Here is an 18175-nt window from a genome sequence, read left to right as displayed (position 1 = left end):
TGAAAAGAAAAGTCGCCAATTTACCTTGGCGACTTTGCCGATCTTAGGTACTGGAAAACTCTTAGCACTGGAAAAAGCAAGATGAAAAATAAAAAACAATTTACGATCAAATACTTTTCAACCGTTTTGTTGATGCTGTTGAGCTCAGCTTTGATGTCATTTAGCGCATTTTCTCAGGCGCGCAGCGTGCAAGATGAGCAAGGCACTTTTGAGCTAGAAGCGATACCACAACGTATTGTGGTTTTAGAATTTTCGTTTGTCGATGCATTAGCGGCAGTCGATGTCTCACCGGTAGGCGTTGCCGATGACAACGATGCCACACGAGTCATTCCTGCTGTTCGTGCCAAGATTGAGCCTTGGCAATCGGTCGGCATGCGCTCACAACCGAGTTTAGAGGCGATTGCGGTGCTCAAGCCTGATTTGATCATTGCCGATGCCGAACGTCATCGCGCGATTTATCAAGATTTGCAGCGAATTGCGCCAACTTTGCTGCTAAAAAGCCGTGGTGAGACATATCAAGAAAATCTCGAATCCGCACACAAAATCGGCGTGGCAATTGGCAAACAAGCGCAAATGACACAACGAATTGAGCAGCACAAACAGACCATGGCGGAGTTCAAACAGCATTTTTCGACACAAGAAACCATTCAGTTTGGTGTGGTTTCCGACAAAGGGATGTGGCTGCATAGCCGGGTTTCTTACGCTGGAGGCGTTTTGAGCACTCTAGGCATCCAAAGCCCGCTGGCTCCATCTGAGCGCAATGCGTATATCCCAACCAGCTTCGAACTTTTACTAAAAACCAACCCTGATTGGTTACTCGTTGGACTTTACTCTCAACCAAATATCGTGGATGAATGGCGCAAAAATCCATTATTTAAGCTGTTAACTGCGGCGAAAAAGCAGCAACTGGTAGAAGTTTCTCCGGAGCTGTGGTCATTAAATCGCGGCATGTTGGCTGCGGAAGAAATTGCTCGCAACCTTGAAGCGTTATTGGAGCGCTCATGAGTGCGGCGATAAGCTCAGAAAGCGCGTCTTCGGTTAGCAAATCGCATTGGAAAGCGAGCTTGTTTGTCTGTGCTATGGCGTTGTGTACGCTGTCAGGCTATACCGCCTCAATGATTGGCTGGTCTAACTTTTCCTTGAGTGTTAATGACCTGACAAGCTATTGGTTTGCGTTTGATGAGGGCAATATGCTGCATCAAATTCTTGCGACGTTGCGCGCTCCTCGCACCTATGCTGGGTTATTGATTGGTGCTTCGCTTGCGGTATCCGGTGTGCTGATGCAAGGGTTAACTCGCAACCCTTTGGCGTCGCCATCCATTCTCGGCATTAATGCTGGTGCGGCGTGTTTTATGGCCTTGGCCTCCATCGGCGTACCATTCTTTAGTCAATTGAACCCAATCATCAACGCAGTATTCGGCGCGCTACTAAGTGGTGGTGCGGTCATGTTGTTGGGTGGTTTTTTCTCTGCGCGTTCTCACCCGTTGCGTTTGGTGTTGGCGGGCATTGCCATCAGTGCGCTGCTGATAGGGTTAACTCGTGCGTCGGTAATTTTGGCGGATGACATGGCTTACAGCGTGTTGCATTGGTTAACGGGTTCACTCTCTGCGGTGGAATCTCAGCAGTGGCAGCAACTGTGGCCTTTTGCGACTTTAGGTTTGGTGCTCGCCATGGGCTTAGCGCGGAACTTAAATTTACTCGCGCTAGGGGACGAAGTTGCTGTCGGCCTGGGTGGTAACATTCGTCTTACGCGATTAATCAGCGGTTTATCGGTTGTGCTGTTGGCGGGTACTAGCGTAGCGATTGCTGGGCCCATTGGCTTTGTCGGGTTGTTAGTGCCGCACTTGGTTCGCCCGATTGTTGGTCACAATTATCACATTCTCATTCCGGTTTCCGCTTTGTGTGGCGCGGCATTGGTGACGTGGTCAGATGCTTTGTCTCGCGCGATTGCCTTTCCGGGCGAAACGCCGGTGGGCGTGATTACCGCGCTGTTGGGCACACCTTGCTTTATCGCAATTGCAATGAGGAAATCATCATGATGAATCAAACCAAACTGATGGCACTGCTTGGATTGTTGCTGATTGCGTCTTCTCTGACGCTGTTTGTTGGCGCGGCGAATCTGTCGGCTCAACAGGTTTTTGCATTGCTGTTTTCTTTTTCTGATTCGGACTTTGTGATTCACCAATATCGATTGCCGAGAATGTTGCTCGCCATTGGCGTGGGCGCTGGGTTGGGGCTGTCTGGCATCTTAGTTCAAGGCGTCATCCGTAATCCACTTGCCTCCCCAGATTTGATGGGGATAAGCGCAGGGGCAGGGCTGGCGGCTACCGCTTGCTTGGTGTTGTACCCGAATGCGCCAGTGGCAATGTTGCCGATGGTCGCCATGGCGGGAGGCTTGCTTGCCGCAGGCTTTATTGCTGTGCTGGCTTATTGGTCGAAGCCAACACCTGCGCGTTTGGCGCTGATTGGTGTTGCTGTCAGCGCATTTTTAGCCAGCGGTATCGACTTTCTTCTGATTGTGCACCCTATCGAAATCAACACGGCGATGGTGTGGTTAACGGGCAGTTTGTGGGGACGAAACTGGCAACAAGTGCCGTTTATTTGGAGTGCTCTAATGCTGCTACTGCCATTGGCGTTTTGGCTGGCATGGCGGTTAGATGTGATGGGACTGGGAGAAGAAAGTGCCACTACACTTGGCACGAAACCAAGACAGATCCAAATTCTTGCGTTGATTGCTGCGGTGCTGCTGGCGAGCATCAGCGTGTCTGTGGCCGGCACGATCAGCTTTGTTGGCCTGCTTGCGCCGCATCTTGCGCGTTTGTTGTTTGGTCACAACCACAAGTTATTGATTCCTGCTTCTGCAACCCTTGGCGCGCTGTTGGTGATTTGCGCCGATGGTCTAGCGAGAGGCTTACAGCCGCCGATTGAGCTGCCAGCGGGAGTGCTGACTTCTGTTATTGGCGCACCATATTTCATTTTTCTTTTGTATCGTTATCGAGGTTGGTAAGCATGTTACGAACGCAGAATTTATCCGTCGCGTACGGTAAACAGACCATCATTCCGGATCTCTCTTTGTCGATTCCTCAAGGTAAAATTACCGCGCTTGTTGGCCCAAATGGTTGCGGTAAGTCGACACTATTAAAAACCTTGGTACGCATCAATAAACCAGCGTCCGGCCAAGTGTTGTATGACGACAAACCACTAAGCAGCTACGGTGATAAACGCTTGGCACGCTCGTTGTCTTTGCTGCCGCAGATTCTTGTCAGTCCTGAAGGTATTACAGTCAGAAAACTGGTCGAATATGGCCGCTCGCCTTATCTCTCTCATTGGGGTCGGTTAAGTCAACAAGACAACGCCTTGGTCGAGCAAGCAATGCAAGATACTGGCGTGATTGAGTTTGCTGACAAGCCGGTTGAATCGCTGTCTGGCGGTCAACGACAAAGAGCGTGGATTGCAATGGTGATGGCGCAAGATACTGACGTAGTGATGCTCGACGAGCCTACCACTTATCTGGATCTCTCCCATCAAGTTGAGCTGATGAAGCTGATGAGGCAGATGAACGACAAAGGCAAAACCGTGGTGGTGGTGCTGCACGATCTAAACCAAGCGTGCCGTTACTGCGATCATTTGGTGGTGTTGGAAAAAGGTCAGCTAGTTACGCAGGGAACGCCGCAAGAGGTACTGACAGAAGGCATGTTGGCATCGGTGTTTGATTTACAAGCCAGAGTATTTAATGACCCAATCTCAGGCACGCCGATGTGTGTGGCGGTGTAAATCGTCCCAACACTTTCCGCGATAAAAACGCAGCGTCATAAAAAATAAACCCCGCTAGTAATAAATTTGCTAGCGGGGTTTGTTGTTTTAGAGAGTGTTGTAGATTTGACCGTTTAAGCCAGTTTAAACGTCGCCACTTTCGAGTTGAGATCTTCTGCCTGCGATTTCAACTCAGCAGATTGATTCATCGATTCTGCTGCGCTAACCACCAACTGATCGGTCACATCTTTAATTGACGTGACGTTTTGCGTGATTTCATTGGTTACGTGAGTTTGTTCTTCAGCTGCGGTGGCAATTTGCGTAGCCATATCGCTGATCAGCGCAACGGCGGCGTTGATTTCATCCAGAGCCAGTGCTGCGCGATCGGCATCTTCCACCGAGCCTTGTGCGAGCTGAGAGCTTTTATCCATGATGGTTACAGCGCGTTGTGTGGTTTGCTGCAAGGTTTCTATTGTCGAGCGAATCTCTTCGGTTGAGGTGTGAGTGCGTTGTGATAACACGCGAACCTCGTCAGCAACGACGGCAAAACCGCGACCCTGTTCACCTGCACGTGCCGCTTCAATTGCCGCATTAAGCGCAAGTAGGTTGGTTTGCTCTGCAATGTCTCGAATGGTCGATAGCACGGTTGAGATGTCTTGTGCGTGCTGGTTTAGCTCGCCGATGACAACGCTCGCTTGGTTGACTTCAGAAGACAAATTGTTGATGGACGACTTGGAGTTGATCACCAATTCATGACCATTTTGTGTGCTCGCTGAAGAGTCTTGAGCGGCTTTAGCCGTCTGCTCTGCATGCGCTGCAATCTCTTGCGTTGCCGATGCCATTTCAGTCACAGCGGTCGCCACCATAGTGATTTCTTGTTGCTGATGGTTCAGATCAGAAACCGATTGATTCGCGCGAGTCGTGCTCAGCTCCGATTGTTGGCCCAGTTCTTCCGCTTGGTGACGAATGTGACCAATAAGTTGCTGCAAACTTTCAACGAACTGGTTGAAGTTTTCAGCCAGTTCACCAACTTCGTCACGGTTTTCTACTTTGATGCGTTGAGTCAGGTCGCCGCTACCGTTGGCGATTTGCGCGAGCGCATTCGAAACATTGTAGAGCGGACGGAACAAGATGTTACATAGCAGGTTAAACAAAGCCACACAGATGACGACGACGATAGTGGTTGCGATGATTTGATCCCAAACGGCTTCGTAGAGAGGGGCAACTAACGAGTTTTGATCTAACACTGTGACCGTTGTGAGTTTGGTGCCCTCAATTTGGCGCGCGTAAACCACATATTCGGTGTTGTTAATCGAGACGCGACGCTCTGTACCGGAACGTGCAGCAGAGGTAATATCGCTGTTGTTTAGGCCCAGCTTGCTAACAGGTTGATTCAGCAGCTTACCGTCGTTATGGGTGAAAATATTGCCCTGTTCATTGGCAATAAACATATAGCCTTCACCCGGTAGGATAACTTGGTTGAGGCTGTTCAGAATATCACCGATCTCGACGTCAGCACCCAGAACGACGGTTTGACCATGTAGTTGCAGGGCTTTACCAAGCGACACGACGTTGGCCCCCGTGGCCGCTGCGACGGTTGGGTTATCCATAAAGACTTTCGATGGATTGGCAATGGCGTTGGTGTACCAACCCCATTTGCGTGGGTCGTTATTACCTGGTGGCAAAACCACCCCATTGGCGTTGTCTTGTGAGCCGTCTGGGTAAGCGAGAAAGACGTTATCAAACGCGCCAGAGTCTCGGACTTGTTTCAAGTGCGTAACTAGAGAACGCTTCTCTGAATCGGAAGAGAGTGACGTCAGTGCTCGCTCTTTTGAGAGTAACCAGTCCTTTACGTATTGATTGTAAGATGCGCTGGTGCTTTCTAGTCGTTGCGCGACTTCGACATCCAGTCTGTTTAATGAATCTCGAAAAGACAGCCCTTCTACCAGCACTCCCCCGAGAATGATGGCAGCACTGGCAGAGATTGCCAGTTTGTTTTTTAATGATAGATTTTTGAACATAAAGCGAATAATAGATCTTTGAATAATAGTTGTTGTGTTTTTATTCTCATCAGGACTCACCGAGCCGTTGAATATGCAGCAGAAAGTCAGATTCGAATCTGTTCAATAATTATATTTTATTGCTCAAAATAAATACTGACTCCATGTCGCGATTTTGAGTTTTACATCAAATAAGAAAAAGGCTTTTAAGTTGTGTTATTTATCTATTTGTAAAGTAAGGATATGTCTATTTTTGTAAATGATAATTGATTTCATTAAAAGGTGATTTGCATCACGTTTGAGTGGTAAATAATCCATTAAAAATGTGAAGGTCATCGAACGAGGATTATATTGATCGGCTTAATCATTGTTATGGGCAATAGTTATGCGCAGTATATTGTTAGTCCCCGCGTTATTACTGTCAGGGTGTGCTCTGACACAACAATCGACGCCGATTCAGCCTGACGCCAATTGGCATGTCGACCAGTTATCGAACGGTATGAAATACCATCTTTACCCAACAAAAGACCAAGAAGTATCGGTCCGTTTGGTTCTGAATGTCGGCTCATTCCAAGAAGAAACCAATCAAAAAGGTTACGCTCACTTTGTTGAGCACATGGCGTTTAATGGCAGCACGCATTTTACCGGCAACGACGTTGTTAAACTTTTCGAGCAATCTGGTGGTAGCTTTGGTGCCGATATCAACGCCTTTACCACTTATCAGCAAACTTCTTACCAACTTGATCTTGCCAATAATACAAAGCTGGAAGATGCCCTGAAGTGGATGAGAGATATCGGAAACGGACTTCAGTTTGCTCCTGAACAAGTAGAGAAAGAAAAAGGGGTGATCCTTGGTGAATGGCGACGTGCTAACCCGGATGATAAGTCCTTTTCTATGCATGCTTATCAATCGTCGATTGAAGGCACTATGTATGGTGAACACGACCCAATTGGTACTCGCGAAGCGATTCAAAATGCCTCATCAAGCAAGCTAAAAGCGTTTTACGACAAGTGGTACCAACCACAAAATGCCGAGTTGGTTGTGACCGGTAATATCGACGTGGATTCACTGTCCAATATTATCAAAAACAAATTCTCGAACTGGGAAAGCACGTCGGATACCGTAATAGAGAAGCGCCGCGATATTCGAGTGAACAACCAAAACCGAATCTTGCCAAGTAACACGATGGAATCACCAAGCCTTCATTTAGTGATTGAGCGTGGTCTAAGTGGCAGCACTACGATTGAACAACAGCATCAAGTGTGGCGTGATGAAGTCGCAACACAGCTAATTCAACAACGTCTGATTCGTGTACTTAATGATGCCGCTGAACCTTTTCAGTATGCTTATGCCCAGCCTTACTACTCCAACTACCAGCGCATGATGTCGGCAGGTATTTCGTTTGCGCCTGAGCGTCGTGAACAAATGCATCAAACTTTCATCAGCACGTTGGCGTCACTGAGAGATTATGGTGCGACGCAATCTGAGTTAGAGAGCATCATGTCAAATTGGCAAGGTGAGCTCGCAAATATTGATTCAGACTGGGACCAACGTAAGCCAAACAGTTATGCAGAAGCGCGCGTTTTCCAAATTGACCAAGGCAGTGTGAGTCAATCAAAAGAGAGTTACGCCCAGAGTTTGTCTGAATTCATCAACAACGAGAATCTAGAGAGCATTAACACGCAATTGAATGCCTTGTTGTCTGAGCAACCAATCTTTGTGATTGGGTTGGGGAAAAGTGAAACGTCAGCTCAGTTCAATGATGTATTTACCGATCTATACAGCGCCTACCTCCAAACTGGCGAAAAACCGTTAGAGATGTATGACAAAGTGGATGGATTCTTACAGCCTACTCAAGAAGGTACCATCACCAGCATGCGTCAGGAAGCGGGTGGCTTTCAAGTTTATACGCTATCAAACGGTGTCGAAGTGTGGTTCCAAAAAGATGCCAAAGCGGGTGGCCGAGCTTATATTTACTATGCTAGCCAAGGCGGTAAAGCCGCCGTTGATCCAGCGTTATATGCTGCGTATGAAATCGCTGCAACGACGGCGATACGCAGTGGGTTAGGGGCATTTTCTGGTTCAGAGTTAGACAGTTACTTACGCAAAAATAACATTGCGCTTAGCGCGATTCTTGATGCGACCAGTCACGGTTCACAAATTACCGCGCCAACAACGCATTTAACTTACGCGTTGAATGGACTATACAATCTAGCGACGGAGATTAAAGTCGACGAGCGCCAGATGGCGGCAGCGAAGCAAGAGTTTAAGCAGCAGAGCGGTGCTTTTTTTGAATCACCGATGGGAAAACTGATTCAAAAAGCAAACGGCAATTCTTATTTGCCAGGTAGTCGTCATCGTATAGTGTCCAGTGATGATGTTGAACAAGTGACTTCCGAGCAGATACTGGCGGTGCATGAGCAACTTTTCAAAACTAATGATGGTTTTAAGATGGTCATTGTGGCCAATGTCGAGCCGGAAGAAATTACGCCACTCTTGCGTAAGTATGTGGCCTCCATCGAGATGAAACCGAGTCGTTCGATTGATTACCATGTTGCGTTCAACACCGACGTGCCGGCGCGAACAGTCGTTGCGGATGGTCATGAACCTTCATCCTTGTATGTAATGCGTTTGACTAACACGAACGATTACCAACGTACGGCAAGGGATACGGTTATCGAAGATATTTTGCAACGTATCAGTAATGCGCGTGTCTTGGATATTGTTCGAGAAGAGTCTAGTCTCGATTACAGCCCAAATATTTACACTGTGACGCAAGATCGCGAACCAATCTCTGATTGGCTCTTGGAATCTCAAGTTGAGCCCGAAGACGTGGCAGTTTTAGATAGCAAGTTAGGCAAAATGTTTGATGACTTAGCTTCGAACATCACGCAAAAAGAAGTGGATACGGCAGCGAAGCAATTGGCGGTAGCGATGCAAGGATTAGATGATAACCCTGCTCAGCGCGCATGGTCGTATACACGCTACTTGGTGCATGATTACGGCGTCGATGTGTTACTTGACGTTGAAAAAGCGGCTAAGAGTGTGACATTAGAAGAAGTGAAAGCGCATGCGAGAGCGGCTTTTGGTCCACAAGCAAAGCGCTCGGTGATGATTTTAAACCCGGCCGAATAATCACTGTAGCTTCTGACGAAGCTCGTGTCTCTAGTAATAAAAAAGACGGCGTGAAAGCCGTCTTTTTTATGCACTTTAACCAAAGAGTTTACGCTGATTTACGCGCAGGTCGCTTTTCATTGTTGGTATTGTTTTCTTTCGTGCTGGCGTTTTCTTGAGTTTTCCCTTTCAGTGTCACCACTTCCTTTTCAGGTAATTCGGCCGCTTCACCAAAGAATTTACCACCAGGTTCGATGCTGAGGTTATTACTCCAGATCCTCCCACTTACACGTCCCTTGGCAAGTACTTGAATGTGTTCTGCGTGACAGTTACCATCCATCATGCCATTGATGATCAGTTGTTTAGCGTAGATCTCACCGTTTACTCGGCCGCTTTCTGCAACGACGAGAGTGCCTTCTACATTAATTTGGCCATCGACGATGCCATCAATCTGGACATCGTTTTCTACTTTGAGTTCTCCGCTAACAGCACAGCCTTTGGCGATGAGAGTTGAAGCTGCTGAGCTACTCGTTGTTCCACGGTTTTGATTAAAGATTCCCATCGTATTCTTCGCTCCTTAGTAAAAATGTCTTCGAAATCATTGAGGCTCCAATCGACAAATGGCTTCGGATTCAGTGCTCGCCCAACAAAACGCACCTCGTAGTGAAGGTGAGGGCCAGAAGAGAGCCCACTGTTGCCGGAAATTGCAATCAGTTGCCCTTTTTTGACGAACTGACCGCTTTTTACTTTGAACTTTTTCAAGTGCGAATAAGAACTCGAAAAACCGAAAGAATGTTGCAGCCTGAGGAAGTTACCAGAGCCTTTATTGCTGCGGCGGGTGACTTCCACAACCCCATCTGCTGGGGCATAAACCTTAGTACCGGTATTCACGGCAAAATCGAGCCCGCGATGCATCTTAGCGACTTTTGTCACCGGATGAATGCGCTTACCGAAGCGAGAAGAGAGCCGCGCTTTACCGACCGGAGACCCGCTTGGTATTTGGTTTAACAACACCATGCGAACGTTCGACGTAATCGCCGCCGCATCAAGTCGGGCATCCAAATTATCCGTGGTAGTATGTTCTCCAACTCCAAGGACTTTCTCTAACTCTCCCAAACGCTCCGAAACAAGTTGTACTCGTTCTTCTCGCTCTGAGAGATCACTTTCCAGCTCGGATTTTAATGCTTTCAGTGTGCTGAGCTCTTCACCCATAGTGCGCGAATGTTCTGTCAATTCAGCTTGTTTTAACGCGGCATTATCGACGCGAGTGTACAAGTGATGAATTAAGATCGCGGTTGCGGCCAGAGCAATGACAAAAAAGCATAAAAACGTTTTTAGATTGCGTTGCATCCTTTTACTGAAGTACCAATGTCTGGAGCCATTGATGGTTGATATAGAGATCGTCAACTGGTCTTTCATCGTCTTCTACTGCTCGTATCTGGTATACGTCTCGTCACTGAGTTAATGGGAATGTAAGGAAAACGAACGGGGACCGCTAGAGGCAAACTGGAAAGAAGTGTCAGGCCGTGAGGCGTTTTCAGATATTAGATAAAAGACTCAATAAAGATTTAATATCCTAGCGCTTTTGGTCGTAGTTACTCCAAATCGCTTTATTGAACTGAAGATTTTGATTTGTAAGGTGGTTATCCGAGAAATTAGATTGTGAATATTGCCAATAGCATCCTCACGCAATTCAACTTACTTCACGGTTTACCTTATAAATGTTGGATAATTTATCAAACCGACATTCATTATATCGATAACTTGTTTATGATAGCGGTCGATATAAAAGTGCTATTCAAAGGCTTTAAACCTAAGCGTGATATTTCGCTTAGGAACACATAACTATGACAACGGAGTTGGTCGTGAAAAAACTACTATTGGCTACAGCAGTGGTCGCAGCTGCAGGGGGCGCTGGCTACCTGTACCAAAACAATACTACCCCGAGTGATTCAGTATCACTACTTTCGCAAGTTCCTGCGGATTCGCTCATGGTAACGTATCAGACGGAACCTTTTAATCATTATAAATACATGAATGCATTTGGCACGGCTAACCAAGGCTCGATTGCTGAACTTTTTGCCGATGAACCACTTTCTCCACAGCAACAGTTTGCCGTTAACTTGTTTGATGGATATCTGGAGAGCGCTGCATCGCCAGAAACGTTAAAAGCCTACTTAGGTACCGGAGAAAACATTAATCCTGTGTTGTACACAATCGGTATGGTACCAGTGTACAAATTGAAGATTGAAGACCCTGCCGCGTTATGGAAAACATTGGATCACGAAGAGCAGATGAGCGGTGCTAAGCACGAGCTGGTTAAACTCGGTGAGGTTGAGTTTCGTCGTTACGAGATGACAGATTCGGTTGACCCGCAAGATGGCATTGGCTTGGTTGTTGCTGTGGTTGACAACGTACTTACGTTAACGGTTGATATTCCGCAACTGGGTGTTCAAAACCCGCTTAAAATGGCATTGGGACTTGAGTCACCAAGTCAAAACATTGCGGAGAGTGGACGCCTAGCGGCGTTGCAGGCTAAATACGGAGAAAACAATAACTCTTTCGGTTACTTTGATCACCGTGAATTGGTTAAAGGTTTGACGACGAAAGATGGCAATATCTTTGCGCGTCAAGTCAGCATGCTGGATGCCATTGATCCTGAGCCGACTATTCAGGAGATGCGTTCACCAGCCTGTCATACTGAACTTACTCAAGTTGCAGAAAACTGGCCTCAATCCGTCGCATTTGCGGAATACAAGTTGAAAGGCGAGCAGGCATTCATTAAAGGTGCTTTTGTTGTTGAATCGAAAAATAAAGTGATTCTAGATGCGCTTAAGTCGATTCGTGGCGTTTTGGCAGAATCGAACAATGATAAGAGCTTCTTTAGCATGGCGCTTGGTTTAGACATTAATACGCTAGCGCCATCGATTGGTCAGATTTGGAGCGACTTGACTCAGCCTCAGTACCAATGCTCTTTATTGACTCAAATGCAGCAAGAGATGGGTGGCCAAAACCCAGCCGCAGCTGTGAGCATGGGCTCCGGCATGGTTAACGGCCTGAAAGGATTAAGCCTGCAGATGTTTGATATCCACGTTGACACTAATGCTCAGCACGGTGAAGTATTTAGCCAGCTAGATGGTATGTTGTCTCTATCTGCCAATGATCCAATGATGCTGATTCAAACCGCGCAAATGTTTGTCCCTGAACTTGCTCAATTACAAATTCAGCCGGATAACCAGCCAGTTAATGTCAGTGACCTGCTAGAAATGCACACAGGCTTGAAGATGGATGTGTTTGCTCGCTTAAACGAAAACCATTTTACGCTCTACAGTGGTGAGAATGCCGAAGACGCGAGCAAAGAAGTGATGGCACAACCACTTTCTCCAAATGGCTTGTTCAGTTTTGACTTCGATTCAGAACGCATTTTGGAAGTGTTGGAAAGTGCGTCAGCCGTGACTGGTGAGCCGTTACCTGATGATGTTATGAAAAGCTTACAAGGCGAGCTTGTTGGTGGTATGACGATGGATGTAACAGATCAAGGTATTGGTTTTGAGTTTGATTACCGTGGTGCGACCAAACCCGTGGCGGTTGCACAGCAGTAAAACATCGAGTAGAAAAAAGGCGGCGCAGTGCCGCCTTTATTTCATCGTCGAACTCAGGTTTGTTTACCATCGAGTCGGACTTCCATCAAGACTATGACTGCAACCAAACAGGGTTACTCCAGGCCGTGCTGCCGTCTTTATCTTCGACTTCTAAACTTATCCATCCCTCTGCGTCGCTAGGTATAGGTAGCGACAGCTCTATGCGTTGAGTATCAACTTTCGGGTTAATCGTCAGGGTATTCAGCACTTTGCCGCCTTTACCGATCAATCGAATTTCTTTTAGACCATCGGCTGCAACGACGTGGATATCCCACGTATCTCCAGCTGTTGCTGTTTCACCAAACATAATGTTTTGCGGATAAAGAATAGGGCCTTGTGTTGCGTAGCCATGGCCGGCTTTAAGTGCTTGCGCAAACTTCGACGGCGTTAGCTCGCCATCGACTCTTGCCATCATTCGAATCTGCCCCGTGAGTTGGTTCCACGCATCGTGGGTGTCGGTTCCCGCCGTAAAGTACATTGCTTCACCTTGATCCCAGAGTTTATGTGCTTTCTTCAACGTTGGTTCATTGTCTACGCGCGCATTAAGCTCCATAAGGTCGAAACGATCCGTTTTACCACCAGGAACTGCATTTTTAGCGATATTCGTAAAGTAGCCATAATCGTTGTATGGATGGTTCATCGGTACGACTTCAGCCCCCATCTCATGTACGGCGTCAAGTAACGTGTGAACGTCAGCAGTGCCAGGATCGACCGTTAGCTCGGCGCCATTATCGATAGGAAATGGATTCATATGTCCCCATGATGGCGAAACTTCGATCGACGGAATAAAAGGCACGCCACGTTTCGCAGATAGTTCTGCAAACGTTTGGTGGTTAATGGTTGAGTCATGATCGCTAATGAAAGTCAGGTCAAGATCCGTTGCCAATTGAGCACGCACAACAATTTCTGGCGGGGTAACGCCTTCCAACACGTTGCCATGATGGTGTAAATCTGCGCCATACCAATGCTGACGGTTAGGAAACGTCACTTGAGGCACTTCTACTCGTTGCTTCGTCGTTTTACCGGATGTTAGGGTTACGTCTAATGTTTGGGTTTTAGCTGTAAAGCCTCCACCAGAGTTGATACCTAATTTGTATTGACCGGGTGCCAGTTTTAGCTCCGCATGACCTGCAGGCAGCAGATCGGTAAAGAAGGTGCGTTTACCTAAAAATTCAACCGGTGGCGCTTGACCTTCAAGAATGGTGATTCTCGCATCTTTGGCCAGACCTGATGTTGCCTCTTCAACTTGAAGTGAGAGAGTTGCAGGGCGTTTTAGCGACGTAAAATCGAGTGTTTGCTCGTTATTTCTCGCCACTTGAATCGATTGCAGCTTGCTGTTTGCGTGACCAGTCGCTGTGCCGTAGATTTGGTACTCACCCTCTGGCAGCGCTATGCTGTACTGGCCATCTTTGGCCAATGTCCAGGCATAGGGTTGTCCTTCTTTTTTGATCATCACGATGGCATCTTCAGGAACACGACCATTATCTGCGCGTAATTGGCCGTTGATGATGCCTGTCGCTTGTCCTAATCGGTCAGCTTCTGCCTTGACAATGGGGGCCATGTCTCCATTTGGAACCACTTGTAATCGGGATTGGAAAGTGCGGCTTTCACCTGCTTTCAAGGTATGCCCTAGGTACATGTCACGACCATTGTATTTGACGCGATCAAAATAAGGAGCATGAAGTGCAAAGGCCCAGTCTCGATCATAAGCGACCATGCGATCGGCGAGGGCATTGTCGGCCATGGATTCTTCTTTCCCTTCCAACCCCGGCACGGCAAATTGGTAGCCAGTGTCTGGCCAAATGGTGTGCCCTGATTCTAACGCGAGATCTTTTTTACCTTGGTTGGTCATGACCGTTTTAAGCGCAATTGAGTCAGATCCAGAAGCGAGCGTATACCACGTTGTGATATCAACGTTATCGAAGTTGCGGCTCACTTTGATGACCGCTTTATTGTCGCTGTCTTCGATAATTTCAATGGACTTGCGATCATTCGGCCATGCGGACCAGCTGTTAGGAATGAAGTCAGCAAAGGCAACCCGGTCAAGATCTACTTTACCATCCTTTACTGCTGCCAAATCGACCAATGTTCCTCGCGGTACGCCCCATGGTGGTGCGGATTCAACAGCGAGAGCGAAGGCGACATGTTCGTTTTGAACGGTAATGTCTTGAGCGTGTGTAGCTTCGCCATCGGGGATCGTGGTCTTTCCCTGTGTGATACTCACTCCCGCATGCGCTGAAGTTCCAAGCAAAAGGCCAGAGATTAAAGTTGCCACTGCACTTTTTGAAAAATTATGCATGAAGACACTTCCTTTTTTTCATGATTTATTATGTGAGTTGTCGATGGCATTGTGCGTTAACTTGATTAGACGTTCAATTAAAAAAGCGAAAGAGATGAAGAGGTTAACTCGTTGTTATTATTGTTTTACAATTGATTTTTAAACCTTAAGTTTTGATTTTAAAGTTTTTTTTGTTGTTTGGCTTGTTTTTGCGTAGAGTAATAAAAATATTTAGAACACTAATTATTTTGGGAGAGATGTGAACGATTTTTGGCAGCATTGAGCAAACAAAATGATAACAATTACACTGTATATGTGAGAAAAAAGGTCAAGATAGTTCTGAGAACGCATATAATATTTTGAGTTAAATTTGACTTTTTATTCTTTATGTTTGGGTTTTTATCTTGTCTCTGACTAAAAGACCTCTAATAAAGATTGGAGCAAACATAGAGACACTATGTTTTTTGAGTGAACTATATACGGTGGCAATATGTCGAAGACATATCAATTGATTGCTTGAGGTTTAGATGGGGTTTATTCGTAAATATAAACTGAGCATAGTTTTGTTTTTGAGTGGTGTGGCATGTTTAATTGCGTACCACGCTCAGGGCTCTTACGTAGATGAAAATGGCTTATTAGTAGAGTCATTTGGGTTTATCCCTTTGTTTTGGCTCTTTTTGGGGTTAGCCTTCGCCTCTTTTGTGGGCACTTTTTTCAAACACCGTAATCGTAATTAAAGAGCAAACGTGAAGTTTACTCCTTTATCTGAGGATGGGAGTATTGCTGATATTTTGGTAACTCTTTTCTTAGGTTACTAAATGTTGCTCGTGCACTTTGTTTTGATAGTTTGTTGATTAGCCAGATTGGCAAAAGGCCTCCGGGGTCAGCAAACGCTTTGTAGTCAATGAGTGTCGTGCCATTAGTGAGCTTTTGTAATTCCCAAGTTGCATCAACCGAACGAATGCGAACATAGCCCTTTTGTTCAGCAAGATATGAGTCTGGTGCGCTTTTGATTTTTATCGTGAACCCAAGTTCATCGACCCAATATTTAGAGTAGGTGAGCATATCACGATTTTTTGCAGGCCATGGTGCCGTAAATCGGGTATAAACGATGTTTTCGGTGGCTGATATTTGATTTAAAACCCGGCTATGACTGGCATTGTCAATCCAGTTCGGGATATTGTCACTATCTTCCAATAGCGTTAAAAATGCGCCATAGCTGGTGGGTGTGAACATCCGAGCACGAATCTCAACTAAACCGTCGGTATGCTCTCGAGAGTAGATAGTGATTCCGTTATCGTCACTATCAAATTGCCAGTACTCGTTGGCTTTCGCGGCGGTGCCAGCGGATATAAAAGTGGCGAGTAGTAGCGCGCCAATTCGTAAATGCAACATCATGTTAGTACCCGCCAACTTATTCTTAGTTAAAGCTTATACGATGTGTTCTTAATTATAAGGACAATAGTAAGTCTTTTCGTTACTGTTCTGAAGGTTGCTCTGCTCCAAAACCTCGTTGAATATTGGTGAGCGTTATTGCTGCAAACACCACAATAACGATTGATAGATGCCAGGCTTGGCTTAAACCAAGCTGTACCAATGTTAAGCTGACCAATGAGGATACGATCATTTGTCCACCTCCAGACATGGCTGCTGCAGCACCAGCCTGCTTTTTGTAGGGTTGCATTACCATGGCTTGCGCGCAAGGTAGAGCAATGCCGTTACCTAAGATCATTAATAGCTGGCCCAACATTAAATACAGCGGTTCTACCGAGCAGAAGAACAACCATATTGCAGCACTGAGATGCAGGAATGGACTACAAAGTAGCATTCTTTTGTTGCCGATAATTGGCCTTACTCGGTTACAAATCGTGGTGCCGCCTAACATACCTAAAGCGGGAATGAGTGCCCACATTGCGTATTGATCGGATGTCATGCCAATTTGGTCTTGCATGATAAATGGCATCACGGACACGGTCGTTATCATCAGGCTGAAGTTTAACCAACTGATGCTGGCAAAACTCATAAAGTAACGTGACGTCACCAAGTCTCGATACTGGAAAAGCATGTTGCGTGGTGATGGAATAACAGATCGTTTTGCTATGGTTTCTGTAAACTTAAAGGCGATGATTACCCAAGCGAGTGAGACATAACCTAGCAGTGAAATGAACACCATACTCCAACCAAAGTGGAAGTTGATAAAGCCGCCAATCACAGGCGCAATGAGTGGCGTGATCGAAGCTGCCATAGCGATATAAGACATGGCGACAGGGAGCTCATCACCGCTAAATCTATCCCGAGTCGATGCTCTCGCGAGTACCGCGCAGCACCCAGTTCCTAAGCCTTGTAGAAAACGCCCCATCACCATGCCTGTGAAGGTGTCACTGAGGAAAATGATCATTAATAGACCAGACATCGCGATGAGCAAGCCCGTCAGCAGCACTTTTTTTCGACCCAAAGCATCCGATACCGGACCGTAAATGAACTGAGAGGGACCAAAGCCGAGTAAGTAAATACTCACGAGCAGTTGGGCTTGATCAAGGGAGATAGAAAAGTCTTTTGCGATCCATGGCAAAGAGGGCATAACAAGCCCCATGCTCAATTGGCCAACACTGATAATAAGACAGGCGAGTAAGATAGTGCGAAAGTTGATTGGGCGACTCATGATGGATCACCATCAGAATAACCTCTTTGCTTTCGTGTTCTGAGGCAGCCTTCATCATCAACTTCATTTAACTTAGATTTGACGCGTTTTACGGTAGATAGGCTGACATCACACTGCTCCGAAACACTCTTCAACGTATAGCCTTCTAACAGCAACGTTGCGATCTGTTGGTGTTTAGTTTTGTCTGCTGGGCGTCCGCGAAATTTCTGTTTCCACAAATCTGGTTGATCTTTAATGGCTTGCCGTCCTTGCTCTGCGGCAAACAGGCGATGTTCAGTCTGCACTTTTCCATATCCAGATAACACGGTGAGTAGCGTTTGAGTTTGAACAGAATCCGGTTCAAATGTGAGTGGTTCACAAACGGTTTTCAGTGTGACCCCTTTTGCTAGTAATACTTTTATTGTATTTAACGCCTGACTAAAATCTCGACCAAATGCCGTTAGCCACCAGAGCACAATCGTATCACCTGCTTTGACGATATTGAGTAGCTGTTGGAAAGCTTCTCGTTCTGCTGGAGGCATGCAACCGCGAACCTTATCCTCAAAATGTTGGGCGTCAGGCACGAACGCTTTTAAGACACCGAGGTGCTCTTGATAAGCTCGATTCTTTGGCGAGTAACGTGTGTAAAGATAAGTAGCCATATGGACTATACGCCTTTTTAATTTGGTTCATATACTGTAATAGCTCATAAATATACAAAGGTTCATTAATGCTTACAACACTAAA

General features: G+C 46.4%; 14 protein-coding genes. 7 read left to right on the top strand and 7 right to left on the bottom strand.

The features are described from left to right. Positions 1 to 81: 81 nt before the first annotated feature. From CBX98_RS11850 to fecE, 4 genes are read left to right on the top strand one after another with little or no spacing between them, the layout of a single operon-like run. Positions 82 to 1005, top strand: a complete 924-nt coding sequence (locus tag CBX98_RS11850; RefSeq protein WP_109169274.1) for a Fe(3+) dicitrate ABC transporter substrate-binding protein FecB — start codon at positions 82 to 84, stop codon at positions 1003 to 1005. After that, positions 1002 to 2039: an iron chelate uptake ABC transporter family permease subunit gene (locus tag CBX98_RS11845; RefSeq protein ID WP_109169273.1), complete on the top strand. Its 1038-nt coding sequence runs from the start codon at positions 1002 to 1004 to the stop codon at positions 2037 to 2039. Before CBX98_RS11850 ends, CBX98_RS11845 begins: the two co-directional genes overlap by 4 nt. Continuing rightward, positions 2036 to 3007, top strand: a complete 972-nt coding sequence (locus tag CBX98_RS11840; RefSeq protein ID WP_042762716.1) for an iron chelate uptake ABC transporter family permease subunit — start codon at positions 2036 to 2038, stop codon at positions 3005 to 3007. Before CBX98_RS11845 ends, CBX98_RS11840 begins: the two co-directional genes overlap by 4 nt. Positions 3008 to 3009: 2 nt before the next feature. Further along, positions 3010 to 3774: a Fe(3+) dicitrate ABC transporter ATP-binding protein FecE gene (gene fecE / locus CBX98_RS11835; RefSeq protein ID WP_109169272.1), complete on the top strand. Its 765-nt coding sequence runs from the start codon at positions 3010 to 3012 to the stop codon at positions 3772 to 3774. A gap of 113 nt (positions 3775 to 3887) precedes the next feature. Here fecE and CBX98_RS11830 read toward each other — a convergent pair whose 3' ends face one another. Further along, positions 3888 to 5774: a methyl-accepting chemotaxis protein gene (locus tag CBX98_RS11830; RefSeq protein WP_109169271.1), complete on the bottom strand. Its 1887-nt coding sequence runs from the start codon at positions 5772 to 5774 to the stop codon at positions 3888 to 3890. Between the two features lie 364 nt (positions 5775 to 6138). Between CBX98_RS11830 and CBX98_RS11825 the strand changes: the two genes are divergently transcribed. Continuing rightward, positions 6139 to 8889, top strand: coding sequence for a M16 family metallopeptidase (locus CBX98_RS11825; RefSeq protein WP_109169270.1), 2751 nt, complete (start codon positions 6139 to 6141; stop codon positions 8887 to 8889). An 88-nt stretch (positions 8890 to 8977) separates the two neighbouring features. Here the strand turns inward: CBX98_RS11825 and CBX98_RS11820 are convergent, their stop codons facing one another. Both CBX98_RS11820 and CBX98_RS11815 read right to left on the bottom strand, forming a co-directional pair. Next, positions 8978 to 9430, bottom strand: coding sequence for a polymer-forming cytoskeletal protein (locus tag CBX98_RS11820; protein WP_074190324.1), 453 nt, complete (start codon positions 9428 to 9430; stop codon positions 8978 to 8980). Then, the gene (locus CBX98_RS11815) at positions 9334 to 10287 is read right to left on the bottom strand and encodes a M23 family metallopeptidase (RefSeq protein WP_005395595.1); all 954 of its coding nucleotides are present in this window, start codon (positions 10285 to 10287) and stop codon (positions 9334 to 9336) included. Before CBX98_RS11815 ends, CBX98_RS11820 begins: the two co-directional genes overlap by 97 nt. A 428-nt stretch (positions 10288 to 10715) precedes the next feature. Between CBX98_RS11815 and CBX98_RS11810 the strand changes: the two genes are divergently transcribed. Then, positions 10716 to 12470: a hypothetical protein gene (locus CBX98_RS11810; RefSeq protein WP_172605961.1), complete on the top strand. Its 1755-nt coding sequence runs from the start codon at positions 10716 to 10718 to the stop codon at positions 12468 to 12470. Positions 12471 to 12561: 91 nt separating this feature from the next. On the opposite strand, the gene CBX98_RS11805 is transcribed toward CBX98_RS11810, so the two are convergent. Continuing rightward, positions 12562 to 14808 (bottom strand): CehA/McbA family metallohydrolase, encoded by a 2247-nt coding sequence (locus tag CBX98_RS11805; RefSeq protein WP_109169269.1) that lies wholly within the window; start codon positions 14806 to 14808, stop codon positions 12562 to 12564. A 506-nt stretch (positions 14809 to 15314) separates the two neighbouring features. On the opposite strand from CBX98_RS11805, the gene CBX98_RS11800 reads away from it, so the two are divergent. Then, complete coding sequence (locus tag CBX98_RS11800) at positions 15315 to 15524, top strand: DUF3955 domain-containing protein (protein WP_006740828.1); 210 nt, start codon at positions 15315 to 15317, stop codon at positions 15522 to 15524. 16 nt (positions 15525 to 15540) lie between these two features. Here the strand turns inward: CBX98_RS11800 and CBX98_RS11795 are convergent, their stop codons facing one another. The 3 genes from CBX98_RS11795 to CBX98_RS11785 all read right to left on the bottom strand — a co-directional run bounded on the left by CBX98_RS11795 (position 15541) and on the right by CBX98_RS11785 (position 18090). After that, entirely contained in the window at positions 15541 to 16185 is a 645-nt protein-coding gene (locus CBX98_RS11795) for an START domain-containing protein (RefSeq protein WP_172605960.1), read from the bottom strand. 79 nt (positions 16186 to 16264) lie between these two features. After that, on the bottom strand, positions 16265 to 17449 hold the full coding sequence (locus CBX98_RS11790) for a multidrug effflux MFS transporter (RefSeq protein WP_109169268.1): 1185 nt from the start codon (positions 17447 to 17449) through the stop codon (positions 16265 to 16267). Further along, positions 17446 to 18090, bottom strand: a complete 645-nt coding sequence (locus CBX98_RS11785; RefSeq protein ID WP_109169267.1) for a recombinase family protein — start codon at positions 18088 to 18090, stop codon at positions 17446 to 17448. The genes CBX98_RS11790 and CBX98_RS11785 overlap by 4 nt, the downstream gene beginning before the upstream one ends. Positions 18091 to 18175: the final 85 nt, after the last annotated feature.

It is taken from the genome of Vibrio sp. T9 (assembly GCF_003123985.1).
GTDB classification, from domain to species: domain Bacteria; phylum Pseudomonadota; class Gammaproteobacteria; order Enterobacterales; family Vibrionaceae; genus Vibrio; species Vibrio diabolicus.
Note: the sequence above shows the minus strand (reverse complement) of the source record. Positions and strands in the feature narration are given on the sequence as shown.